Below are 24,049 nucleotides of genomic sequence, written 5' to 3' on the forward strand. Positions count from 1 at the left end.
CTGGATCGAGCTGGAAAAGGGCTTTACGAACGAAGGGGTAGTACATGAACTCTCCTGGATTCCCGGTGTGCAAACCGGGGTCGTATTATGTGCGATCGCGAGCAAAAAGGGAATTGACCTGCGGCAATAAATAGCAATCGTTTTCCTACTTACAAGTTTGACAGCTAGTGTAGAGGGCGTTTATAGCTCGACTGCGAGATTCAGGAGAATGGTACCTGAGGATCTTATTTTGGCTGTCCATATTCAGCAACTACTCTATCTTTTCAATATTGAATCCATCACGACGAACAAAATCGATTAATCGCTCAATATTTCCAAGTCCCCATTGGTTTGAAATAGCTACAAGCTCGCCTGATGGTAACTCAATCATCGCATCATCATTCATATGAAACCTGTTCTTACGCCCTTCAGGGATATGATCTGCTAATGCTATTGTTCTACTTTTTAATATTTCACTTAATTTTGCTGTCAGCTCACTAAAATCGCTTGGGTTATGCTTCGCGATCCAGTCGGTAAAAAGCTCAAGAGCAAGTTTTCTTTTATTAAAAACCAGCCCCTTATACCTATATTCAGAGTAATCTCGCTCTGATTTCTGGCTGCTTGCAATCTGCTCTACGCGCTTTTCTCTGAACCTCACCTGATACTCTTCAAGCTCCGGAACAGGAATTATCTGCTCCGCATTGATTAAGACTTCACCGTTGAAGTTATACGGCGTCAAGCGGACACAACGAATATCCACTCCTTTATCTCTCAACCAGATAGCTGTTGTCGTCAACTCTTTACTAAAATCGGCTGAAGCAAGAATAATTCTGATATCTTTGCCAAAATCCACAAGTTCAGTATCTTCCAGTTCAACAAATTCGAGTATTTGTGCTTTAGCATCTATATCTAAGTCATGCTTTTGCAGATAAGCTTGGTAATACTCACATGCTTTCGCAAAACTCATAGTAGAAATCATCGCGGCATATCTTAATGCCTGCAATTCCATATGTGCACCGACTTCATCACGTTTTAATTCAATGACAACTAAATTCGCCTGCTTATCGATGGCTAATAGATCTATTCTTCGCCTACTGTCTTCCCAGTCTGAAAACTCTTCCGATATAACGAGACAGTCTGGTGCGACAATATCGATATTTTTCTTGAGAGCCTCTTGCAAGTCATAACGTTCTTGCAAGCCTTCAATAGTAAATGTCGTTTTTGTTAATGCAGTAAGGTTTTTATCAGAGATGCAGTACAGCGCCACGTAGAATTCCTTTTATCAAAAATACAGGAGTTACATATTTTTCAATACATACCTTATTAACTAATTTTTTTATAAAACACCTTACCATTAATTCTTACATATAAATAGCAAGGTGCTTTCACTCCTCTACATACTTAACTAACAGTTTTTTTCATCTTTATATTACTGGCTCTAAGCTTATCTGCTTCAGATATTGCGCCAACCATTTCTTTCGCAACAGCATCAATCACATTAATACATACCGAATTGCCAAACTGTTTATAAATCTGACCTTGTGAAACAGCATCAACAATATAATCATCAGGAAACCCTTGGAGCCGAGCACACTCACGCGGAGTTAGCTTTCTCGGATTTTTATTAAGATGAGACTGATCAATTAATATCTCAGAACCATCTTTATAGTAACGTGCACTAATTGTATTAGTGTATTCACTATTTTCATTAAAAAGTGAATAACCGAAACCATTTCCTTTCTTTTCATGCTCAAGTTTTCGTTTCTGATGGCCGATCCAAAGTTTGTCAGATATTGTATATCTATCATCAAGCTCAGAAATATTGCTCAGATCCTCTAAAATATCACCAACTTTTGTTGGTGTCATTGGGGGTTTTGGCCAATTAAAGATATTATCAAAATCAACCCCACTAAAATAATCCTTATCAAAGCCGACAATAAATATCCGTTCACGATTTTGTGGTGCACCGAAATCGCCTGCACGAAGTACTTTATAATCAACCCAATAATTGAGTTTCTCCGATAACGCAGTCCGAGCATCTTCGCTAATCGGAATATCATCAGGTATTGAATGGGCGCTTTGCCCTCTGAGAATATCCAGAATCGTCTTTAGCGTACGGCCTTTATCATGGCCTTGGAGTTGTTTGACATTTTCAAGCATAAATGCTTTTGGGCGTTTAGTTGCAAGAATCCGTTGAATCTCGAAGAACATAGTCCCGCGAGTATCACTAAATCCTTTTTTAAGTCCTGCCTGGGAAAATGCCTGGCAAGGGAAACCACCAAGAAGGATATCGTGATCAGGAATATCCGTTGCTTTAATCTTAGTGATGTCTCCATGTGGCATCTCACCAAAGTTAGTCAAGTATGTCTTCTGTGAGAATTTATCCCATTCAGAAGAAAAGACGCATTGCCCCCCCAACCGCTGGTAAGGTAGTCGAATTCCACCGATACCAGCAAACAGATCAATAAATGTAAATTTTGATTCACATGTTGCTTTTTGCCGGAAAGGGGCATTCTGTAAGTATTCAGTCATTTGTTTTTCAACAGCTAGTATAGCCTGCCATTTTGTGGATGAAGGGGTATGTTCCCCTTCTTCCCAACCACGGACAGTCCGTTCGCCAGCAGAGCCTAGCCCTAGTAGGTTGGCGAATTCTGTGCGTCCGAGCCCTAATCTTTTTCTCAGTTCTTTGATATGATGCGATTTATTCTGATTGTTCATGATAGGTCATTTTTATCCGGTTTTTGTCCTGGTAATCGTAACACTGTACAAATGATCAATCAATACAGCTAATGGAGGATGGCTATGTCACAGTCTCAATTGCAGCAATTGTATGATAAAAATGTTCAGTGGAATGCTAGCTCAGTTTTTAATGTAAATTTTCTCGGAACTGGTTCTTTTTTTGAGGTGAGTAATTCATCAGGGAAAGTGCATGATATCTCTTTCCAATGCATCCTTCAGTCACTGAAAGATATCCAAGCTAGTGATAAAGCTAAGCAATTTATAAATTATACTGTACAAACACCAACTCCGATAAGAAATGAGCTGATAGCAGACCAACAGACATTTGTCAGTATTTCCCCTATAGGCAACATTCAATGTATTGAATGGAAATATTTTGAAAAAATGGTCCGCGTGTTAGGCTTAAACGTTTTTACCCATCCTCGCGCCAAAGTAGCGGCGCAAGAACAATCCAAGCTTTTTTTTAATGTTGTATCCAGATTTATACATATTGCTACTAATAAAATTCCGCAAGAGCTTGACGAACGAACATCGTTCAGTGAACAAGATATCCTAATCACAATAGAATATCTTGAGCAAGTAATATCTGATTGTACTATATTCACACCTATGTCATTAAAAAGTTCAACCATAACATCCAGTGTAATTTCTAAAAGAATAAAGAATACTATTTATCTTGGTGCTCCTGGCACTGGGAAAAGTTATACGATTGAACAGTTGACTGCTGAAGCGCAAAAATTTCGTACAGTATTCCACCCTGACACACAGTATAGTGATTTAGTAGGAAGTTTAAAACCAAGGATGAGAAGTAATGGTGAATCACAAACTATTAGTTATGAATTTCGCCCTGGAGCTTTCACTAATGCATTTATCCAAGCGAAAAACAATCCAAATCAGAGAGTTTTTTTAATAATTGAGGAGATTAATAGAGCACCCGCGGCAGCAGTATTCGGTGATTTATTTCAGTTACTCGACCCAGACTGTAACTATGAAATAGATATCGACCCAGATATGTTAGATTACATAAATAGTCATCTTACACAATGCATCGATAAATTATCTTTACCAGTAAATTTAACTATCTTGGCAACAATGAATAGCAGCGATCAAGGAGTTAATTTCTTGGATACTGCATTTAAACGTCGCTGGGCTATTCGATATATCCCGATTGACTATTCAAAAGCAACCCCAGGGGTACTTTATCTTCCTTTACAGGGCGATATTTATCAGGTCGAATGGAGTGATTTTTCAAAAATAATCAATGAAAGGCTCACAGTGTTGGGTATCCCCGAAGATCGTCTGCTTGGTCATCGCTTTTTATCATTAGGAGACCTAAGCGATCCTAGCTCTGCAAATGATTCACTTCGTTACAAACTCTTCGTCTATCTATGGGACGATGTTTTACGACACGGTAAAAGGTCTAATATCTTCGCAACAGAGATTGGAGGTATCAGCATCACAAGTTTCGGGCAACTAGTTGCCGCATTCTCGGAAGGTAAATCTGTTTTCGAAAGTAGCCTAGAGGAAACACTTATATCAGCTGGAACTATTCAACCAGAAGAGGTCGAATAATAATGAATATAGTTCTACATGAGGATAAGTGTGTAGTTAATAGTTTACCTAAACATGTCCGTAATATATTAAACACAGAAAACCTAATTTATAAAGAACAAGACAGACTAGATTTTTGTGGCATTGTGGTACAAAAAAACAGAGTCGATATATTTTTACCAAGAAATAGTGGAGCGACAAGAGATGAGGATCCACTAAAACTTGGCGCATCTCTTATCCGTGCAATCTATAAATATACCTTGAATAGAGATCGTACTTCAGTTTCAGATGGTGTCTCTGAAAACGTTATAGGAGATTCATTAATTAGTTTAGCATTTACACTTCTCGATGACTATATCAAGAATGGTATTTATATAAGGAGGGAATCTTCCATCAAAAAAAACATAGGAAAAACAGATTGGAAGCGAACTATTCGTAGAGTTCAAAATTATCCTGTTTCAAACTCTTTTATATATTTGAATACTCTTGGTAGGAAAAGAACTACCCATCATGATGATGAAGTATCTCGCATTCACGCGGAAGTCATTCGTGAGTTAAATGATCTCGTTGGATGGATTATCTTCGATACAACTTCAACAATTTCCTCTGAACTTGTTCATATAAACCATTCCTCTGGGGATATCAAAACTAAATTACAAATATTAGAAAAGGAAATGAGATTAATCTATGCAGACAAAGATTTAAAACTCATGAAAGATCTATCAATGTATTTATCAAATAAAAATAAATATTCGGATAACAATATCGTTATTGGCATAAATAGATTTCACACAATGTGGGAACATATGATTGATTCTTGCATGCTTTGGAAATTTGATATCAATCGTAGGCTGGCTAAGCCTAGTTATAAAATAGATAGTGAATTCAAAATTGCAGTACAAAAAGGAGGTCGTACTGACACTGTTTTGATGAATTCTGATGAAAATGTATTCGCCATTATTGATGCAAAATACTATGGTGCGAACAATGTAGCAAACCTGCCTGGATGGCCAGACCTCATCAAACAATTTTTTTATGCCTCAGCATTAAAAGATATATACCCAGAAGCTACAATCTATAACTATTTTATATTTCCAGGAATATCTGGAATCGTAGAATCAGCACATATTGAAGATCCAATCACAAGAGAGCAACAGGACGTTCAGTATCCCCCCATCAAATGTGAATATCTCAATCCAATGATGCTCATTGAATTCTATGTATCTGGAAAAAAGCTTGTAGACCTATCTGAAAAACTTCTTCATATGTAATAACTCGACTAAAAATTAAAGCCATGAAAATTATAAAAATATAATTTGGACAGATTAATTAATGTTACCGGATATAATTTATTTTATTTATATACACCTCTTGACGAAGTTAACCCAACAAAATATTTTAATTGCTGTCTTTTAGAGGGATTATCTCCCTGCTCAAAAATTGAATTAAAGTAATAAAAAAATTTATTACTTGATTATATTTATTTGACCTTTATATTTTGATTAAAAACTATACGCATATTGATCCATGTCATGTTTTCTCAACTTTATATCAGATCTATAAAAAGTATATAAGTTAAGTTTATCATATGGTTACTAAGAATATTTGTTATATATATCATTGCCGACTTGACTCGGCAACTTAGTTGTTTAGTATATAGTCGTTATATTATTTCATCCATAGACTTTAAACTTATTTATTAAACCTAACATATATTTAATTATTATTAACAAGAGGTTGATAATGACTACGTCCCCGATTTACCTTAAGCAATCATGTATTAAAACTTTAACCGCAGTTGAAGCCAATCGAGACGCCTCAAATCAACACGAATTTAACGGAGTTTCTCAACTAAAACAGATATTTGGTAAAGCTAGATTCACTAAGGAAGTAATATTTTCTATTAGAGGAACGGATACATTCTGCAAAGATACTATCACTTGGTATGATGCTAGAGAGAATTCCCCGGACAGAAGCGAGTTTCGCCTCTATTTTCGAGATAATTATGTTATGGAACAAGCTTGTGAAGGTGACAACATTATTGTTGGCATTGATAAAAGTAACCAAACTCATATTATTTTAATCAAACAGAATAATGCTGAGTATCAAGGACGCATACCTAACTGGAGTTGATTTTTGTTGTTTATTGAACTTACTAATAAAAAATTAGTAAAATTATAATTCCTTGCCCCAGAGTCAATATTCTGGGGCATTATTTATTTTCTAACTATGCTAGTTTAATATATTTAGATTTATGAACACTGGGTTCTAACACGTTTACATCAACGCTCTTGATATACTGACAAATTCTGGCCTAGATATCCTCTTTGGGTACAGTTGAGCGCATTAGTGTCAAATGTACTATTTCATGCGGTTCATAACTGCTGCGTTACTCAATGAATGCAGAAATTACTGCCCGCGTAGCTTTTTCATGCATACGCACCACCACGCCAAAAAACGTTGAGAAATGTTTAGGGTAGCTATCGTATTGTACGGAAATCCCTAGCCCGTAGACATCTTGAGCTACTTAATTAAATAGCCTATTAGGGCGCCATGATAACGTCAAATATTGATAAGCTGGCCCCAGATCTTATCAGTCCAAAACTGTGGATACGAATACGTTTCACAACAGTTGAACACTGCCGGATAGATCCCCCTGCGCCTGACCTTAGAGTTCAACCTCGAGGCTTTATCCGGTGTTAACTCAGTTCAGATTTCTTATCGGAAAAATTCGTTACAGACTTAAATGAGTTGAATTTGTCCATCAACGGCTCAAATGTATCTAGATTATCCGAGCCGATTCAATCGACTGAGATTGAGCAGCCCGTGCATAACTTACTCAACGTCAGTTTGAAAGATTTGTCGGACACCGACGATACCATTCGTTGGCATATATGAACAGAAAAGGGTAGACGTGGACAGACTAAGCAAGACAGAAAATGTGCTTACATTCCATTTTTATGGACTAAACTAGAGATTAGTATACTTGAAAAAAGCTTTGTATGGTGCCGAAGGCCGGACTCGAACCGGCACGTATTTCTACGGTTGATTTTGAATCAACTGCGTCTACCGATTTCGCCACTCCGGCACGGAAGGGATGCGGAAAACGTTGTGGATTATACCTGTCATGCGCCACCATGCAAGCACCAGCGTGTGCCTGACTCGCTAAGTGTTGAAAATTTCAGCATTCCCTCTCTCACCTGCAACCATCGTCACAGTTTGCCCCCTTATTAATCCCCCCTTCTGCGAAGCGTCCCGTTTCCCCATGCTCTACACTTCCAGTTCAACACCACACTGAGGGAAACACGATGTCGATGATAAAAAGCTACGCCGCAAAAGCGGCGGGCAGCGAACTCGAACTCTATGAATATGATGCGGGCGAGCTTAAGCCGGAAGATGTCGAAGTCCAGGTCGATTACTGCGGTATCTGCCATTCCGATTTGTCGATGATCGACAACGAATGGGGGTTCTCTCAGTATCCACTTGTTGCCGGGCATGAGGTGATTGGTCGCGTGGCGGCGCTTGGCAGCGCGGCGCAAGATAAAGGTCTGAAGGTTGGTCAGCGTGTCGGCATTGGCTGGACGGCGCGCAGCTGCGGGTACTGCGACGCCTGTATCAGCGGCAATCAGATTAACTGTCTGGAAGGTTCCGTTCCCACTATTCTCAATCGCGGTGGCTTTGCCGAGAAGCTGCGGGCCGACTGGCAGTGGGTGATCCCGCTGCCGGAGAGCATCGATCTGGCGGCGGCGGGTCCCTTGTTGTGCGGCGGTATCACGGTGTTCAAACCGCTGCTGATGCACCATATCACCGCCACCAGCCGCGTTGGGGTGATCGGCATCGGCGGCCTGGGGCATATCGCCATTAAGCTGTTACACGCGATGGGGTGCGAAGTGACCGCGTTCAGCTCCAATCCGGCGAAAGAGCAGGAAGTGCTGGCGATGGGAGCGGATAAGGTGGTTAACAGCCGCGATCCGGATGCGCTAAAAGCGCTGGCGGGCCAGTTCGATCTCATTATTAACACGGTTAACGTCGATCTCGACTGGCAGCCTTATTTTGAAGCACTGGCCTACGGCGGTAACTTCCATACCGTCGGCGCGGTGCTGAAGCCGCTGCCGGTGCCAGCGTTCACCTTAATTGCCGGCGATCGCAGCATCTCCGGTTCGGCAACCGGTACGCCGTTCGAACTGCGCAAGCTGATGAAGTTTGCCGGACGCAGCAAGGTGTCGCCCACCACCGAACTGTACCCGATGTCGCAAATTAACGACGCTATCCAGCACGTGCGTGACGGCAAAGCCCGCTACCGCGTGGTGCTGAAAGCCGACTTCTGATGCAAGGCTCAGTCCCGCAAGGGGCTGGGCTTATTGCCCGTTACGAAACGCGAGCACCGCCTGGCGGCACTGTTCCGTCACATGCTCAATGTCATGGTTCACGTCGATGCGGGCAATATCACGTTCGTCCTCCTGCGGGCACTCCAGCGCATCGAACTGGCTTTTGAGTAATCCCACAGGCATAAAATGCCCTGCCCGACGCTGCATGCGCGCCAGAATGGTCTCGTAATCGCCGTCCAGCCACAAAAAATGCACATTCGGACTGCCCTGCCGCAATATATCGCGATACTGTTTTTTTAATGACGAGCAGACAATAAACCCGGTCTCATTCTTTTTATATAAACTGTATGAAGCGTCATTTAATCGCGCTAACCACGGTAGTCGGTCTTCATCGGTTAATGGAATACCTTCAGACATTTTATCAATATTTTTGGCCGGATGGAGATCGTCACCATCAATGAATTTAGCCGATAATACTGCAGCAATTTTGCTGCCAATTAAAGATTTACCGCTACCCGAAACGCCCATCAAAATATAACTTTCCCCGGCCATTGAAAAAACTCCAGATTCATATTCCATGGCGCGATACTACGCCTTCCACATTGCAGAATTCACCTTTTTTTGGCGTGGCTGAGCAGATTTACAAGGCGCATCACGTTATGCGTAACATTGTAGTGTAACAATTTTCCAGCGTGATCTTTATCACAAATAATAACAATCAAAACCGTTTAAATGCTGCCGAGGTTACTACCTGACCAGTGAGGCATTTATGCAAGTCAAAACCCAATCCTGCGTTGTCGCGGGTAAGAAAACTGTTGCCATTACCGACCAAAATATTGAATGGAATAATAAAGGAACGCTGGTGCAAATTACCCGCGGCGGAATTTGCGGTTCCGACTTACATTATTATCAGGAAGGAAAAGTCGGTAATTTTACCGTTAAAGCACCGATGATTCTAGGCCATGAAGTTATTGGTAAAGTGGTGCACAGCGACTCAAAAGAATTACATGAAGGTCAGTCGGTGGCTATTAATCCGTCGAAGCCCTGTGGCCACTGTAAATACTGTCTGCAGCACGAAGAAAACCAGTGCACGGAAATGCGCTTTTTTGGCAGCGCCATGTATTTTCCCCACGTTGACGGCGGCTTTACCCGATTTAAAACCGTCGATACCGCGCAGTGCATCCCCTACCCCCAGCACGCCGATGAAAAAGTCATGGCCTTTGCCGAACCGCTGGCAGTCGCGATCCACGCCGCGCATGAAGCAGGAGACCTGCAGGGAAAACGCGTGTTTATCTCCGGCGTGGGGCCTATCGGCTGCCTGATCGTCAGCGCGGCGAAAACGCTCGGCGCAGCAGAAATTGTCTGTGCTGATATCAGCCCGCGCTCGCTGTCGCTGGCCCAGCAGATGGGTGCTGACACGCTGATTAACCCGCAGCAGGACTCGCTCGATGAGTGGAAAAAAGAGAAAGGCTACTTCGACGTCAGCTTCGAAGTCTCCGGTCATCCGTCCTCAATCACCACCTGCCTGGAAGTCACCCGCGCGAAAGGCGTGATGGTGCAGGTTGGCATGGGCGGCGCGGTACCGGACTTCCCGATGATGATGCTGATCGGCAAAGAGATCGCGCTCAAAGGCTCGTTCCGCTTTACCACCGAGTTTAACACCGCGGTGTCGTGGCTGGCGAATAACGTTATCGATCCACTGCCGTTACTCAGCGCTGAATATCCGTTTACCGAGCTTGAACAGGCGCTGATCTTTGCCGGGGATAAAACCCAGGCGGCGAAAGTCCAGCTCGTTTTTGCTGAAACAAAATAAGGAAGAGCATAATGAACGATCTTTTTTCACTGGATGGCAAAAATATTCTGATCACCGGTTCGGCCCAGGGTATTGGTTATTTACTGGCGACCGGGCTGGGTAAATATGGCGCGCAGATTATCGTCAATGATATTACGCCGGAGCGCGCGGAGGCTGCCGTCGCCAAACTGCAACAGGAAGGGATCCGCGCCGTTGCCGCGCCCTTCAATGTTACGCAGAAACAGGACATTGATGCCGCCATCGACCATATCGAAAAAGACATTGGCCCAATCGATGTGCTGGTGAATAACGCCGGTATTCAGCGCCGCCATCCGTTTACCGAGTTCCCGGAGCAGGACTGGAACGATGTGATTGCCGTTAACCAAACGGCGGTGTTCCTGGTCTCGCAGGCGGTAACGCGTCGCATGGTGGAACGTCAGGCCGGGAAGGTCATCAACATCTGCTCCATGCAGAGCGAACTGGGCCGCGACACCATCACGCCGTATGCCGCCTCGAAAGGCGCGGTGAAAATGCTCACCCGCGGTATGTGCGTTGAGCTGGCGCGCCACAATATCCAGGTCAACGGTATCGCACCGGGCTACTTCAAAACCGAGATGACCAAAGCGCTGGTCGAGGATGAAGCCTTCACCGCCTGGCTGTGCAAACGTACGCCAGCCGCGCGCTGGGGCGATCCGCAGGAGCTGATTGGCGCGGCGGTCTTCCTCTCTTCCAAAGCATCCGATTTTGTTAACGGGCACCTGTTGTTTGTCGATGGCGGCATGCTGGTCGCCGTCTGATACAACACAACGCAACATCACGCAGCGCCCAGGCGCTGCATTTTTGGCCACCTCTAAATAATCCGAGTTGCAGGACGGCGGCAAGTGAATGAACCCGATGAGCTTACTTGAGTAAGTGATTCAGGTGAGTGAGCGCAGCCAACACACCTGCAACTTGAAGTATGACGGGGATATAAGAGAAACGATTATGCCATTAATAATAATTGCGGCAGGCGTCGCGCTGCTCCTGGTCCTGATGATTGGTTTTAAAGTTAACGGCTTTATTGCTCTGGTCCTGGTGGCGGCGGTCGTCGGTTTTGCCGAAGGGATGGATGCCCAGGCCGTTTTGCACTCAATACAAAATGGGATCGGCGGGACGCTCGGCGGTCTGGCGATGATCCTTGGCTTCGGTGCAATGCTCGGTAAGCTGATTTCCGATACCGGCGCGGCTCAGCGCATCGCCACCACGCTGATTGGCACGTTTGGTAAAAAACGCGTGCAGTGGGCGCTGGTGATCACCGGTCTGGTGGTGGGTCTGGCGATGTTTTTCGAAGTCGGCTTTGTTCTGCTGCTGCCGTTGGTGTTTACGGTGGTGGCCTCTTCCGGCCTGCCGCTGCTGTACGTTGGCGTCCCGATGGTAGCTGCGCTGTCCGTGACCCACTGTTTTCTGCCGCCGCATCCGGGGCCGACCGCGATTGCCACCATTTTCGAGGCTAATCTCGGCACCACCCTGCTGTACGGCTTTATTATTACTATCCCGACGGTGATTGTTGCCGGGCCGCTGTTTTCTAAGCTGCTGACCCGCTTTGAGAAAGCGCCGCCGGAAGGGTTATTCAACCCGCATCTGTTCACCGAAGAAGAGATGCCGTCGTTCTGGAACAGTATCTTTGCCGCAGTAATCCCGGTCATACTGATGGCGGTCGCCGCAGTGTGCGAAATCACACTGCCGAAGACCAACAGCGTACGGGTGTTCTTTGAATTTATCGGTAACCCTGCGGTCGCGTTGTTTATCGCTATCGTGCTCGCCATTTTTACCCTTGGCCGACGTAACGGACGTACGATCGAGCAAATTATGGATATCATTGGCGACTCTATCGGTGCGATTGCGATGATTGTGTTTATCATCGCCGGGGGCGGCGCGTTTAAGCAGGTTCTGGTCGACAGCGGCGTGGGGCAATATATCTCGCACCTGATGACCGGCACGTCGCTTTCTCCGCTGCTGATGTGCTGGACGGTCGCCGCCTTGCTGCGTATCGCGCTCGGTTCAGCCACCGTGGCGGCGATCACCACCGCAGGCGTGGTACTGCCGATTATCAACGTCACTCATGCCGACCCGGCACTGATGGTGCTGGCTACCGGCGCGGGCAGCGTGATTGCCTCCCACGTTAACGATCCGGGATTCTGGCTGTTTAAAGGCTATTTTAATCTCAGCGTCGGGGAAACGTTGCGTACCTGGACGGTAATGGAGACGCTGATTTCCATTATGGGGCTGCTGGGGGTTCTGGCGCTGAACGCCATTCTGCATTAAGACGGTCATCACCGGGGAGCACAGATCCGCGCTCCCCGGCTCTGGAGAGAAAATGAGGAACCACAGAATTTCTTTGCAAGACATCGCCACGCTGGCGGGCGTGACCAAAATGACGGTGAGCCGCTACATTCGCTCGCCAAAAAAGGTCGCAAAGGAAACCGGTGAACGCATCGCGCAGATTATGGAGGAGATTAATTACATCCCCAACCGCGCGCCCGCGATGCTGCTGAATGCGCAAAGCTATACGCTTGGCGTGCTGATCCCCTCGTTTCAAAACCAGCTGTTCGCTGATATTCTGGCCGGCATTGAGTCGGTCACCTCGGATCATAACTACCAGACGCTGATCGCCAACTACAATTACGACCGGGAATCCGAGGAAGAGTCGGTGATCAATCTGCTGTCATACAATATCGACGGCATTATCCTGTCCGAGAAATATCACACCCTGCGCACGGTGAAGTTTCTGCGTTCAGCCAACATTCCGGTGGTAGAACTGATGGATATTCAGGGCGATCGTCTGGACATGGAAGTGGGCTTCGATAACCGTCAGGCGGCGTTTGATATGGTCAGCACCATGCTGGATAAACGCCAGCGGCGCAAAATCCTCTATCTCGGTTCGAAAGACGACGTCCGCGATGAACAGCGCTATCGCGGCTATTGCGATGCCATGACGCGCCGGGATCTGGTGCCGCTGCGCGTCAATCCGCGTTCTATTTCGTCCATCCATCTCGGCACCCAGATGATGCGGGACGCGCTCGCCGAGCATCCGGATTTAGACGGCGTTTTTTGCACCAACGACGATATTGCGATGGGCGCGCTGCTGCTGTGCCGCGAGCGCGATCTGGCCGTTCCGGAACAGATCTCGATTGCCGGTTTCCACGGGCTGGAAATGGGCAGGCAGATGATCCCAAGCCTCGCCAGCGTGATCACCCCGCGTTTTGACATTGGCCGCATGGCAGCGCAGATGTTGCTGAGCAAAATCAAGAACAACGACCATAACCACAACACCGTGGATTTGGGGTACCAGATTTATCACGGCAATACGCTTTAAGTCATTTTCTCTGGCCATCGCATACTCTCTTTGATGGACATTGCCTATACTCCAGGCAAGATAAATGGAGGAAATCTCAATGAGCACACCCCTGCTAATTGCCCGCACGCCGGACACCGAACTGTTTTTACTGCCAGGCATGGCCAACCGTCACGGACTGATTACCGGCGCGACCGGGACCGGTAAAACCGTCACGCTACAGAAGCTGGCCGAATCGCTGTCTGAAATTGGCGTACCGGTATTTATGGCCGATGTGAAAGGCGACTTAACCGGCGTGGCCGAGGAAGGGCAGGCCTCTGAAAAGCTGCTCGCCCGCCTGAAAAATATCGGCATTACCGACTGGCAACCGCATGCTAATCCGGTCACGGTGTGGGATATCTTCGGCGAAAAAGGTCACCCCGTGCGGGCCACGGTATCTGACCTCGGCCCGCTGCTGCTGGCCCGTTTGCTGAACCTCAACGACGTACAGTCCGGCGTGCTGGATATTATCTTCCGCATTGCTGATGACCAGGGTCTGCTGCTGCTCGATTTCAAAGACCTGCGAGCCATTACCCAGTACATCGGCGATAACGCCAAATCCTTCCAGAATCAGTATGGCAATATCAGCAGCGCCTCGGTCGGGGCAATCCAGCGTGGACTGCTGTCGCTGGAGCAACAGGGGGCGGCGCACTTCTTTGGCGAACCGATGCTGGACATCAAAGACTGGATGCGAACTGACGCCAGCGGCAAAGGGATGATCAACATCCTCAGTGCTGAGAAGCTCTACCAGATGCCCAAACTGTACGCCGCCAGTTTGCTGTGGATGCTCTCCGAACTGTACGAACAGCTGCCGGAAGCAGGCGATCTGGAGAAGCCAAAACTGGTGTTCTTCTTCGATGAAGCTCACCTGCTGTTCAACGACGCTCCGCAGGTGCTGCTGGATAAAATCGAACAGGTGATCCGCCTGATCCGCTCGAAAGGGGTCGGCGTGTGGTTCGTCTCGCAAAACCCGTCAGATATTCCAGACAACGTGCTCGGTCAGTTGGGGAACCGCGTGCAGCACGCCCTGCGCGCGTTCACACCGAAGGATCAGAAAGCGGTGAAAACCGCGGCACAAACCATGCGCGCCAACCCGGCATTTGATACCGAAAAAGCCATTCAGGAACTGGGAACCGGCGAGGCGCTGGTGTCGTTTCTGGACGCCAAAGGCAGCCCGTCGGTGGTTGAACGGGCGATGGTGATTGCGCCGTGCTCGCGGATGGGACCGGTGACGGATGACGAGCGTAACGGGCTGATTAATCACTCCTCGCTGTACGGTAAATATGAAGAACAGGTCGACCGCGAGTCCGCCTATGAGCGTTTACAGCAAGGCGTGCAGTCCAGCACCGAGCAGCAAAATACACCTCCCGCCAACGGTAAAGCGATCGATGTGGACGGCGGTATTCTCGGTGGATTGAAGGATATTCTGTTTGGCAGCACCGGACCGCGCGGCGGCAAGCGCGATGGCGTGGTACAAAGCGTGGCGAAAAGCGCGGCGCGACAGGTCACCAATCAGATAATCCGCGGCATGTTGGGAAGTTTGATGGGCGGGAGAAAACGCTAGCAGGAAGGCGCCCCTCCCGCACAGCGGGAGGGGCGAATATCAGGACTTACGCAGCATCAGCCACAGGCTTATCAGGAAGAAGCTGGCGCTTGGCAGCAACGCGCCGATAATCGGCGGAATGCCGTACACCAGCGTCAGCGGGCCAAAGATTTGGTCCAGCACATAGAACACAAAGCCGAAGCTAATCCCTGTCACCACGCGCACGCCCATCGGGACGCTACGCAGCGGACCAAAGATAAACGACAGCGCCATCAGCATCATTACCGCCACAGACAGCGGCTGGAAGACTTTGCTCCACATATTGAGCTGGTAGCGTCCGGCGTCCTGGCCGCTCGACTTCAGGTACTTCACGTAGTTATGCAGACCACTAATCGAGAGCGCATCAGGATCCAACGCCACGACGCCGAGCTTGTCGGGTGTAAGGTTGGTTTTCCAGGTGCCGCTCACCGTCTGCGAGCCGGTGATTTGCTTCGGATCGGTCAGGTTGGATTCATCCACCTGCGACAAACGCCAGACCTTCTGCTCCGGGTCAAACGTCGCGCTTGCGGCATAGCGAACGGACTGCAGACGGCGCTTGTCGTTAAAGGAGTAGATGCTAATTCCGCCTAACTCGGCGTCACCTTTCACCCGCTCAATGTAGACAAAGCTATCGCCATCTTTCGCCCACAAACCTTGCTGGGTAGAGAGCAGCGAGCCGCCGTACATCTGCTGCGCACGGTAGTTACGCGCCATCTGTTCGCCCTGCGGCGCCACCCATTCGCCGATGGCCATCGTCAGCAACACCAGCGGAATCGCGGTTTTCATCACCGACAACGCCACCTGCATACGGGTAAAGCCAGAAGCCTGCATGACCACCAGTTCACTGCGCTGCGCCAGCATGCCCAGCCCGAGCAAAGCACCCAGCAGCGCCGCCATCGGGAAGAAGATCTGGATATCTTTCGGCGCGCTGAGCAGGGTATACAGCCCGGCGCCCATCGCATCGTAGCTCCCCTGCCCGGCTTTTTTCAGCTGGTCGACAAACTTGATGATCCCGGAGAGCGACACCAGCATGAACAACGTCATCATGATGGTGGTGAAAATGGTTTTACCGATATAGCGGTCAAGTACACCAAAAGGCTGCATTATACCGCTCCTTTACGCATAAAACGGGCACGTAAGCGGCGCATCGGCACCGTATCCCAGAGGTTAAGCACAATCGCCAGCGCCAGATACGCCAGGTTAACCGTCCACATCCAGAACACCGGATCCAGCTTGCCTTTGCCGCCATTCGACTTCAGCGATGTCTGAACCAGGAAGAACAGCAAATAAAGCAGCATTGCTGGCAGCATGGACAGTACGCGACCCTGACGCGGGTTAACCACGCTCAGCGGTACAACCATCAGCGCCATCATAAATACGGTGAATACTAACGTGATACGCCAGGTCAGCTCCGCACGGGCGCGATCGGTGTCGGTCGTCCATAGCGTACGCATGGTCATCTGGTCGGTATCGTTTGGATCCAGCGCCACGGCCTGATGACCGATAATCGCCTGATAATTCTGGAAGTCGGTAATGCGGAAATCGCGCAGCAGCGCGGTCCCTTCAAAACGCGTCCCCTGGTTCAGCGTCACGACCTGAGAGCCATCGCGCAATTGAGTAAGATGACCGGAGTCCGCTACCACCACCGAAGGACGGGCGTTACCTTTCGGGCGGATTTGCGCGAGGAACACATCGTTGAAGTTACTGCCGTCAACGCTTTCGATAAACAGCACCGAGCCGCCGTTAGTCGCCTGCTGGAATTGCCCCTGAGCAAGCGCCGCCATACCGGGGTTCGCTTTCGCCTCCGCCAGGACTTCGTCCTGATGTCTGGAGGACCACGGTCCGGCCCACATCACGTTGACCGCCGCAATAATACTGGTAAACAGCGCCAGCACCATCGCCGCTTTCACTAAGACAGCCTTGCTCAGCCCGCAGGCGTGCATGACCGTAATTTCACTTTCGGTATACAGTTTGCCCAGCGTCATCAGCAGCCCGAGGAACAGGCTTAATGGCAAGATAAGTTGCGCCATTTCTGGCACGCCCAGCCCCAGCAGCGAGAGCACCAGATTCGCCGGGATATCACCGTCAACCGCCGCACCAAGGATCCTGACTAACTTTTGACAAAAGAAGATCAAAAGCAGGATGAATAGGATCGCAAGTTGGCTTTTGAGCGTTTCCCGAACCAGATATCTTATGATTATCACTTTAAATACGCCCGTAAAAACCCGTCTTTTGCCGGAATTTAGCTTGTTTCATGGCTTAAACGTCATTTATTCTCTTGAGTCGTCGAAATCGTCGCTAAGATCATTATACTCAACGGATCCACCTCTCAGAAATTGTTCTGACGTGCCAATGCCGTAATAACGTTAAGATTAACACGAAGTCACCGCAACAGCGGGTATGAGTTACGAAAGCTTGCAATTCTATCCGTAGCCACCGCCGTTGTCTTTAAGATTCAGGAGCGTAGTGCATGGAGTTCAGTGTAAAAAGCGGTAGCCCGGAGAAACAGCGGAGTGCGTGCATCGTCGTGGGTGTCTTTGAACCACGCCGTCTCTCTCCGATTGCAGAGCAGCTCGACAAGATCAGCGACGGGTACATCAGCGCACTGCTGCGTCGTGGCGAACTGGAAGGCAAACCAGGTCAAACCCTGTTGCTGCACCATGTTCCTAACGTTCTGTCTGAGCGAATTCTCCTCATTGGTTGTGGCAAAGAGCGCGAGCTTGATGAGCGCCAGTACAAGCAGGTCATTCAGAAAACCATCAATACGCTGAATGATACTGGCTCAATGGAAGCCGTCTGCTTCCTGACTGAGCTGCATGTCAAAGGGCGCAATAACTACTGGAAAGTGCGTCAGGCCGTTGAGACAGCACAGGAAACGCTGTACAGCTTTGATCAACTGAAGACCAACAAAAGCGAGCCGCGTCGTCCGCTGCGTAAAATGGTCTTCAACGTACCGACCCGCCGGGAACTGACCAGCGGTGAGCGTGCGATCCAGCACGGTCTGGCGATCGCCGCCGGCATTAAAGCGGCAAAAGATCTCGGCAACATGCCGCCGAACATCTGTAACGCCGCCTACCTTGCTTCTCAGGCGCGCCAGCTGGCAGACAGCTACAGCAAAAATGTTGTAACCCGCGTGATCGGCGAGCAGCAGATGAAAGAGCTGGGCATGCACTCTTATCTGGCCGTCGGTCACGGCTCGCAGAATGAGTCGCTGATGTCGGTCATCGAGTACAAAGGCAATCCGTCCGAAGACGCACGTCCGATCGTGCTGGTCGGTAAAGGGTTAACCTTTGACTCTGGCGGTATCTCCATCAAACCAGCCGAAGGCATGGATGAGATGAAATACGACATGTGCGGCGCGGCAGCGGTATATGGCGTGATGCGCATGGTGGCCGAGCTTCAACTGCCAATCAACGTCGTCGGCGTGCTGGCAGGCTGCGAAAACATGCCGGGTGGCCGTGCGTATCGTCCAGGCGACGTGCTGACCACCATGTCTGGTCAGACCGTTGAAGTACTCAATACCGATGCCGAAGGCCGTCTGGTCCTGTGCGACGTATTAACTTACGTCGAGCGCTTTGAGCCAGAAGCGGTGATTGACGTCGCAACCCTGACCGGCGCGTGCGTGATTGCGCTGGGCCATCACATCACCGGCCTGATGTCGAACCACAACCCGCTGGCGCATGAGCTGATCGGTGCGTCCGAACAGGCTGGCGACCGCGCGTGGCGTTTGCCGCTGGGTGATGAATACCAGGAGCAGCTAGAGTCCAACTTTGCGGATATGGCGAACATCGGCGGACGTCCTGGCGGCGCCATTACCGCGGGCTGCTTCCTGTCACGCTTTACCCGTAAGTACAACTGGGCGCACCTCGATATCGCCGGTACCGCATGGCGTTCAGGGAAAGCCAAAGGCGCAACCGGTCGTCCGGTGGCGCTGCTGTCGCAGTTCCTGCTCAATCGTGCCGGTTTTAACGGCGAAGAGTAAGGCGGTAAGCACAAGCAATAAGACCCGTAGGCCGGATAAGCGCAACGCCATCCGGCCTACGGTTGTGCATCATGGCAACGCATTTAAATTCACCAGAAGAAGCCCCATATATGAGAAACGCAACTTTCTATCTTCTGGACAATGACACGCAACACGATGGCTTAAGCGCCGTCGAGCAGTTGGTGTGTGAAATTGCCGCAGAACGTTGGCGTGCTGGCAAGCGCGTGCTGATCGCCTGCGAAAACGAAAAGCAGGCTCTTCGACTGGATGAAGCCCTGTGGGCAAGACCGGCAGAAAGCTTTGTTCCGCATAATCTGGCAGGTGAAGGCCCCAGAGGCGGCGCACCGGTAGAGATTGCCTGGCCGGAGAAACGCAACAGCAGCCCGCGCGACCTGCTTATCAGTTTGCGCGTTGGCTTTGCAGATTTTGCCACCGCTTTCACAGAAGTGATAGACTTCGTCCCTTACGAAGATTCTTTGAAACAATCGGCACGCGATCGCTACAAAGCTTACCGCGTGGCTGGTTTTAACCTGAATACGGCAACCTGGAAATAATGGAAAAGACATACAACCCACAAGATATCGAACAGCCGCTTTACGAGCACTGGGAAAAGCAGGGCTATTTCAAACCTAACGGCGATGAAAGCAAAGAGTCCTTCTGCATCATGATCCCGCCGCCGAACGTCACCGGCAGTTTGCATATGGGTCATGCTTTCCAGCAAACCATCATGGATACCATGATCCGCTACCAGCGCATGCAGGGTAAAAACACCCTGTGGCAGGCCGGTACCGATCACGCGGGTATCGCAACCCAGATGGTGGTTGAGCGTAAGATTGCCGCTGAAGAAGGTAAAACCCGCCACGACTACGGTCGCGAAGCGTTTATCGACAAAATCTGGCAGTGGAAAGCGGAATCCGGCGGCACCATCACCCGCCAGATGCGCCGTCTCGGCAACTCCGTTGACTGGGAGCGCGAGCGCTTCACTATGGACGAAGGTCTTTCCAATGCCGTGAAAGAAGTCTTCGTTCGCCTGTACAAAGAAGACCTGATTTATCGTGGCAAGCGCCTGGTGAACTGGGACCCGAAACTGCGCACCGCGATTTCCGACCTGGAAGTGGAAAACCGCGAGTCGAAAGGCTCAATGTGGCACATCCGCTATCCGCTGGCCGACGGTGCGAAAACCGCTGATGGTAAAGATTACCTGGTCGTCGCCACCACCCGTCCGGAAACCGTACTGGGCGATACCGGCGTGGCCGTCAACCCAGAAGATCCGCGTTATAAAGATCTGATTGGCAAATTTGTTGTTCTGCCGCTGGTTAACCGCCGCATTCCCATCGTCGGCGATGAACACGCTGATATGGAAAAAGGCACCGGCTGCGTGAAGATCACCCCGGCGCACGACTTTAACGACTACGAAGTCGGAAAACGTCACGGCCTGCCGATGATCAATATTCTGACCTTTGACGGCGACATCCGTGAAACCGCGGAAGTGTACGACACCAAAGGCGAAGAGTCCGACGTTTATTCCAATGAAATCCCGGCCGAGTTCCAGAAGCTGGAACGCTTTGCCGCGCGTAAAGCGGTGGTTGCCGCCGTTGATGCGCTGGGCCTGCTGGAAGAAATTAAACCGCACGACCTGACCGTACCTTACGGCGACCGTGGCGGCGTGGTTATTGAACCGATGCTGACCGACCAGTGGTACGTCCGTGCCGACGTGCTGGCGAAACCGGCGGTTGAAGCGGTTGAAAACGGCGACATTCAGTTCGTACCGAAGCAGTACGAAAACATGTACTTCTCCTGGATGCGCGATATTCAGGACTGGTGTATTTCCCGTCAGCTGTGGTGGGGTCACCGTATCCCGGCATGGTATGACAACGACGGCAACGTCTACGTTGGCCGTACTGAAGACGAAGTGCGTCAGGAAAACAACCTCGGTGCCGACATTCAGCTTCGCCAGGACGAAGACGTACTCGATACCTGGTTCTCCTCCGCACTGTGGACCTTCTCTACCCTGGGCTGGCCGGAAAACACCGACGCGCTGCGTCAGTTCCACCCAACCAGCGTGATGGTTTCCGGTTTCGACATCATCTTCTTCTGGATTGCCCGCATGATCATGATGACCATGCACTTCATCAAAGATGAAAACGGCAAGCCGCAGGTGCCGTTTAAGACCGTCTACATGACCGGTCTGATCCGCGACGACGAAGGCCAGAAGATGTCCAAATCCAAGGGCAACGTCATTGACCCGCTGGATATGGTCGACGGTATCTCCCTGGCAGAACTGCTGGAGAAACGTACCGGCAACATGATGCAGCCGCAGCTGGCCGAGAAGATTGCCAAGCGTACCGAGAAGCAGTTCCCGGACGGCATCGAGCCGCACGGCACCGACGCACTGCGCTTCACCCTGGCGGCGCTGGCCTCTACCGGTCGCGACATCAACTGGGATATGAAGCGTCTGGAAGGTTATCGTAACTTCTGTAACAAGCTGTGGAACGCCAGCCGCTTCGTGCTGATGAACACCGAAGACCAGGATTGCGGCTTCAACGGCGGCGAAATGACCCTGTCGCTGGCGGATCGCTGGATCCTTGCTGAATTCAACCAGACCATCAAAGCGTACCGCGAAGCGCTGGACAACTTCCGCTTCGACATCGCCGCGGGCATTCTGTACGAATTCACCTGGAACCAGTTCTGCGACTGGTATCTGGAGCTGACCAAGCCGGTAATGAACGGCGGTTCCGAGTCTGAACTGCGCGGTACCCGCAATACGCTGGTCACCGTTCTGGAAGGTCTGCTGCGCCTGGCGCATCCGATCATCCCGTTCATCACCGAGACCATCTGGCAGCGCGTGAAGGTGATTTCCGGTATTACCGCCGACACCATCATGCTGCAACCGTTCCCGGAATATAACGCCGCACAGGTTGATGAAGCCGCACTGGCTGATACCGAATGGCTGAAGCAGGCGATCGTTGCCGTACGTAACATCCGTGCGGAAATGAACATCGCCCCAGGTAAACCGCTCGAACTGTTGCTGCGCGGTTGCAGCGCTGATGCGATGCGCCGTGTGAACGATAACCGCAGCTTCCTGCTGAACCTGGCGCGTCTGGAAAGCATCACCGTGCTGCCAGCCGATGACAAAGGTCCAGTCTCCGTGACCAAAATCATCGACGGCGCCGAGCTGCTGATCCCGATGGCTGGCCTCATCAATAAAGAAGATGAGCTGGCGCGTCTGGCGAAAGAAGTGGCGAAAATCGAAGGTGAGATTGCCCGTATCGAAGGCAAACTTTCCAACGAAGGTTTCGTTGCTCGCGCACCGGAAGCAGTTATCGCCAAAGAGCGTGAGAAGCTGGACGGTTATGCGGAAGCGAAAGCGAAGCTGATAGAACAGCAGGCGGTCATCGCCGCGCTGTAATTGCCGTTGACGTTATACACGTATTAAAGGCCGGAGCATGCTCCGGCCTTGTTGTATCAGATGAACGGGAAGTAGGTCATCACACCACGTGATACCCACATCGCCGGACCTGTTTCCAACGCCTCTGTATGGTCAGTCAGTTCCAGCGCATCCAAATCCCCTTGTACATGGGAGTTACTGGCCAGCCAACTGACCAGCCACATTTTCATCCACGGATAAGCTAGCCCAAACGTGATGCCTGAAATAAACAACACCAGTACAAAACGCCAGATCAGGCCATGTGCAGTGACGGAAGAATGAAAGCGGATTTTGCCCTCGGCCAGCGCCAGGTTATTCATGAACAGATTACGTAGCGTGGTGTATAAATAGCTTCCAACCACAATAATTCCGGCGAAATAGAGAAAATAGCTCGCCATTATTTTGCTCTGATTCTCCAGGATAAATTCGTCGTCGGCCACGCCTAACACAGCCAACATCACCATTTGCAGAAAAATAGGGGCAATTAGCCAGACAATCACAACAACAAATGGCAGCAGTACCAGCACGGCTTTAATACACCCCACTATGCTTGCTTTCATATTGACGTTAATAGTAAAGCGGTGAATACCAAAATTACCGCCATTACCCACTAACTGCATCCATTTTGCATAGGTAATACCGTAGGTGATACCCATGCCCACAATTCCCACCAACGCGATAAATGCTATTCTGATAAGCATTCCAGTACTGCCCTCAATCCAGTCGGTGGCAAGTATCAGAAGATAAATCACTCCCCAGTTCACCACAGCAAGCACCACTGGCACAACCAGTAAAAAAAGCCATGCATGTAATTGTGAGCAGTCAAAACCAAAACGCACACCGTTAAGCGACGTCATCATCGCCTGATACTGCAGGCTTTTTATGGTCATTAATGGAAGGACAGCTACCAGTAAACCAATCAAAGTAAAACCAACGAGAGGGCTGCCGTTAGCAATAGAACTCATGCTGGCACCATAAATCACCATAATCGACAAGAAGCTTACGAATATCGCGCCACCTGTCGCCTTATAGGTAAAGGGTTGGCCATTGAGAGTCATATTCTCGTAAATATAACGCCGACATTTCACTATCGCCCACGGTGTATAAATACCCAGAGTAATACAACACAGCAAAAAATTGACAATGCAAATAATAAAGTACTGCCATCCTTTACCGATAAAAATAAATGTGTGCCGTTGATTTTCCCGGCCACCAACAAAATCATTCATGAACAATATCCCTAATATAAATTCCATTAAGATAAAAAATAAAAACCAGTGTTTATTTACTGGTTCG

General features: G+C 49.3%; 19 protein-coding genes and 1 tRNA gene. 12 read left to right on the forward strand and 8 right to left on the reverse strand.

Annotated elements, in window-relative coordinates; all coding sequences use genetic code 11:
• Nucleotides 1–250: 250 nt before the first annotated feature.
• Together OGV65_RS19125 and OGV65_RS19130 are read right to left on the reverse strand one after the other, a co-directional pair.
• Nucleotides 251–1,246, reverse strand: coding sequence for a PDDEXK family nuclease (locus OGV65_RS19125; protein WP_200014248.1), 996 nt, complete (start codon nt 1,244–1,246; stop codon nt 251–253).
• A 134-nt stretch (nt 1,247–1,380) separates the two neighbouring features.
• The gene (locus OGV65_RS19130; protein WP_200014250.1) at nt 1,381–2,697 is read right to left on the reverse strand and encodes a DNA cytosine methyltransferase; all 1,317 of its coding nucleotides are present in this window, start codon (nt 2,695–2,697) and stop codon (nt 1,381–1,383) included.
• An 84-nt stretch (nt 2,698–2,781) separates the two neighbouring features.
• Here OGV65_RS19130 and OGV65_RS19135 point away from each other — a divergent pair, with 84 nt between their 5' ends.
• The 3 genes from OGV65_RS19135 to OGV65_RS19145 all read left to right on the forward strand — a co-directional run bounded on the left by OGV65_RS19135 (nt 2,782) and on the right by OGV65_RS19145 (nt 6,402).
• Nucleotides 2,782–4,290, forward strand: coding sequence for an McrB family protein (locus OGV65_RS19135; protein WP_233598402.1), 1,509 nt, complete (start codon nt 2,782–2,784; stop codon nt 4,288–4,290).
• Nucleotides 4,291–4,292: 2 nt separating this feature from the next.
• Nucleotides 4,293–5,540: an LlaJI family restriction endonuclease gene (locus OGV65_RS19140; RefSeq protein ID WP_286455337.1), complete on the forward strand. Its 1,248-nt coding sequence runs from the start codon at nt 4,293–4,295 to the stop codon at nt 5,538–5,540.
• Between the two features lie 472 nt (nt 5,541–6,012).
• The gene (locus OGV65_RS19145; protein ID WP_279272497.1) at nt 6,013–6,402 is read left to right on the forward strand and encodes a type II restriction endonuclease; all 390 of its coding nucleotides are present in this window, start codon (nt 6,013–6,015) and stop codon (nt 6,400–6,402) included.
• Nucleotides 6,403–7,272: 870 nt separating this feature from the next.
• Here the strand turns inward: OGV65_RS19145 and OGV65_RS19150 are convergent.
• A tRNA-Leu gene (locus OGV65_RS19150) sits at nt 7,273–7,357 on the reverse strand.
• 220 nt (nt 7,358–7,577) lie between these two features.
• On the opposite strand from OGV65_RS19150, the gene ahr reads away from it, so the two are divergent.
• Nucleotides 7,578–8,597: an NADPH-dependent aldehyde reductase Ahr gene (gene ahr / locus OGV65_RS19155; protein WP_286455338.1), complete on the forward strand. Its 1,020-nt coding sequence runs from the start codon at nt 7,578–7,580 to the stop codon at nt 8,595–8,597.
• A 30-nt stretch (nt 8,598–8,627) separates the two neighbouring features.
• Here the strand turns inward: ahr and idnK are convergent, their stop codons facing one another.
• Nucleotides 8,628–9,149: a gluconokinase gene (gene idnK, locus OGV65_RS19160; protein ID WP_047358547.1), complete on the reverse strand. Its 522-nt coding sequence runs from the start codon at nt 9,147–9,149 to the stop codon at nt 8,628–8,630.
• A 217-nt stretch (nt 9,150–9,366) separates the two neighbouring features.
• Between idnK and idnD the strand changes: the two genes are divergently transcribed.
• The 5 genes from idnD (at nt 9,367) to OGV65_RS19185 (ending at nt 15,326) form a co-directional block, all read left to right on the forward strand.
• The gene (gene idnD / locus OGV65_RS19165) at nt 9,367–10,410 is read left to right on the forward strand and encodes an L-idonate 5-dehydrogenase (RefSeq protein ID WP_286455339.1); all 1,044 of its coding nucleotides are present in this window, start codon (nt 9,367–9,369) and stop codon (nt 10,408–10,410) included.
• 11 nt (nt 10,411–10,421) lie between these two features.
• A complete protein-coding gene (gene idnO, locus OGV65_RS19170; protein ID WP_016151510.1) occupies nt 10,422–11,186 on the forward strand; it encodes a gluconate 5-dehydrogenase in 765 nt (254 codons plus the stop codon).
• Between the two features lie 187 nt (nt 11,187–11,373).
• Complete coding sequence (idnT, locus tag OGV65_RS19175; RefSeq protein ID WP_016155581.1) at nt 11,374–12,693, forward strand: gnt-II system L-idonate transporter; 1,320 nt, start codon at nt 11,374–11,376, stop codon at nt 12,691–12,693.
• Between the two features lie 52 nt (nt 12,694–12,745).
• Entirely contained in the window at nt 12,746–13,744 is a 999-nt protein-coding gene (gene idnR, locus OGV65_RS19180) for a DNA-binding transcriptional regulator IdnR (protein WP_047499884.1), read from the forward strand.
• Between the two features lie 79 nt (nt 13,745–13,823).
• A complete protein-coding gene (locus OGV65_RS19185; protein WP_200080236.1) occupies nt 13,824–15,326 on the forward strand; it encodes a helicase HerA-like C-terminal domain-containing protein in 1,503 nt (500 codons plus the stop codon).
• 39 nt (nt 15,327–15,365) lie between these two features.
• Here the strand turns inward: OGV65_RS19185 and lptG are convergent, their stop codons facing one another.
• The 3 genes from lptG to OGV65_RS19200 form a co-directional block, all read right to left on the reverse strand.
• On the reverse strand, nt 15,366–16,448 hold the full coding sequence (lptG, locus tag OGV65_RS19190; protein ID WP_008786067.1) for an LPS export ABC transporter permease LptG: 1,083 nt from the start codon (nt 16,446–16,448) through the stop codon (nt 15,366–15,368).
• Nucleotides 16,448–17,548 (reverse strand): LPS export ABC transporter permease LptF, encoded by a 1,101-nt coding sequence (lptF, locus tag OGV65_RS19195; protein WP_016151506.1) that lies wholly within the window; start codon nt 17,546–17,548, stop codon nt 16,448–16,450. The genes lptG and lptF overlap by 1 nt, the downstream gene beginning before the upstream one ends.
• Nucleotides 17,549–17,610: 62 nt before the next feature.
• Nucleotides 17,611–17,661, reverse strand: coding sequence for a hypothetical protein (locus tag OGV65_RS19200; protein ID WP_212723231.1), 51 nt, complete (start codon nt 17,659–17,661; stop codon nt 17,611–17,613).
• Between the two features lie 153 nt (nt 17,662–17,814).
• Here OGV65_RS19200 and pepA point away from each other — a divergent pair, with 153 nt between their 5' ends.
• The 3 genes from pepA to OGV65_RS19215 all read left to right on the forward strand — a co-directional run bounded on the left by pepA (nt 17,815) and on the right by OGV65_RS19215 (nt 22,735).
• Nucleotides 17,815–19,326: a leucyl aminopeptidase gene (gene pepA, locus OGV65_RS19205; RefSeq protein ID WP_003025870.1), complete on the forward strand. Its 1,512-nt coding sequence runs from the start codon at nt 17,815–17,817 to the stop codon at nt 19,324–19,326.
• Nucleotides 19,327–19,436: 110 nt separating this feature from the next.
• Complete coding sequence (gene holC, locus OGV65_RS19210; RefSeq protein WP_016151505.1) at nt 19,437–19,880, forward strand: DNA polymerase III subunit chi; 444 nt, start codon at nt 19,437–19,439, stop codon at nt 19,878–19,880.
• The gene (locus tag OGV65_RS19215; protein ID WP_075849118.1) at nt 19,880–22,735 is read left to right on the forward strand and encodes a valine--tRNA ligase; all 2,856 of its coding nucleotides are present in this window, start codon (nt 19,880–19,882) and stop codon (nt 22,733–22,735) included. The genes holC and OGV65_RS19215 overlap by 1 nt, the downstream gene beginning before the upstream one ends.
• Nucleotides 22,736–22,791: 56 nt before the next feature.
• Here OGV65_RS19215 and OGV65_RS19220 read toward each other — a convergent pair whose 3' ends face one another.
• A complete protein-coding gene (locus tag OGV65_RS19220) occupies nt 22,792–23,982 on the reverse strand; it encodes a YjgN family protein (RefSeq protein WP_286455340.1) in 1,191 nt (396 codons plus the stop codon).
• Nucleotides 23,983–24,049: the final 67 nt, after the last annotated feature.

It is taken from the genome of Citrobacter sp. Cb004, from assembly GCF_030337065.1.
Lineage (GTDB): Bacteria > Pseudomonadota > Gammaproteobacteria > Enterobacterales > Enterobacteriaceae > Citrobacter > Citrobacter braakii.

Excerpts from the sequence above, each read along its gene's own strand:
- OGV65_RS19130 (WP_200014250.1), bottom strand. The coding sequence starts at position 2,697 with ATGAACAATCAGAATAAATCGCATCATATCAAAGAACTGAGAAAAAGA.
- OGV65_RS19135 (WP_233598402.1), top strand. The coding sequence starts at position 2,782 with ATGTCACAGTCTCAATTGCAGCAATTGTATGATAAAAATGTTCAGTGG.
- OGV65_RS19140 (WP_286455337.1), top strand. The coding sequence starts at position 4,293 with ATGAATATAGTTCTACATGAGGATAAGTGTGTAGTTAATAGTTTACCT.
- OGV65_RS19145 (WP_279272497.1), top strand. The coding sequence starts at position 6,013 with ATGACTACGTCCCCGATTTACCTTAAGCAATCATGTATTAAAACTTTA.
- ahr (WP_286455338.1), top strand. The coding sequence starts at position 7,578 with ATGTCGATGATAAAAAGCTACGCCGCAAAAGCGGCGGGCAGCGAACTC.
- idnK (WP_047358547.1), bottom strand. The coding sequence starts at position 9,149 with ATGGCCGGGGAAAGTTATATTTTGATGGGCGTTTCGGGTAGCGGTAAA.
- idnD (WP_286455339.1), top strand. The coding sequence starts at position 9,367 with ATGCAAGTCAAAACCCAATCCTGCGTTGTCGCGGGTAAGAAAACTGTT.
- idnO (WP_016151510.1), top strand. The coding sequence starts at position 10,422 with ATGAACGATCTTTTTTCACTGGATGGCAAAAATATTCTGATCACCGGT.
- idnT (WP_016155581.1), top strand. The coding sequence starts at position 11,374 with ATGCCATTAATAATAATTGCGGCAGGCGTCGCGCTGCTCCTGGTCCTG.
- idnR (WP_047499884.1), top strand. The coding sequence starts at position 12,746 with ATGAGGAACCACAGAATTTCTTTGCAAGACATCGCCACGCTGGCGGGC.
- OGV65_RS19185 (WP_200080236.1), top strand. The coding sequence starts at position 13,824 with ATGAGCACACCCCTGCTAATTGCCCGCACGCCGGACACCGAACTGTTT.
- lptG (WP_008786067.1), bottom strand. The coding sequence starts at position 16,448 with ATGCAGCCTTTTGGTGTACTTGACCGCTATATCGGTAAAACCATTTTC.
- pepA (WP_003025870.1), top strand. The coding sequence starts at position 17,815 with ATGGAGTTCAGTGTAAAAAGCGGTAGCCCGGAGAAACAGCGGAGTGCG.
- holC (WP_016151505.1), top strand. The coding sequence starts at position 19,437 with ATGAGAAACGCAACTTTCTATCTTCTGGACAATGACACGCAACACGAT.
- OGV65_RS19215 (WP_075849118.1), top strand. The coding sequence starts at position 19,880 with ATGGAAAAGACATACAACCCACAAGATATCGAACAGCCGCTTTACGAG.
- OGV65_RS19220 (WP_286455340.1), bottom strand. The coding sequence starts at position 23,982 with ATGAATGATTTTGTTGGTGGCCGGGAAAATCAACGGCACACATTTATT.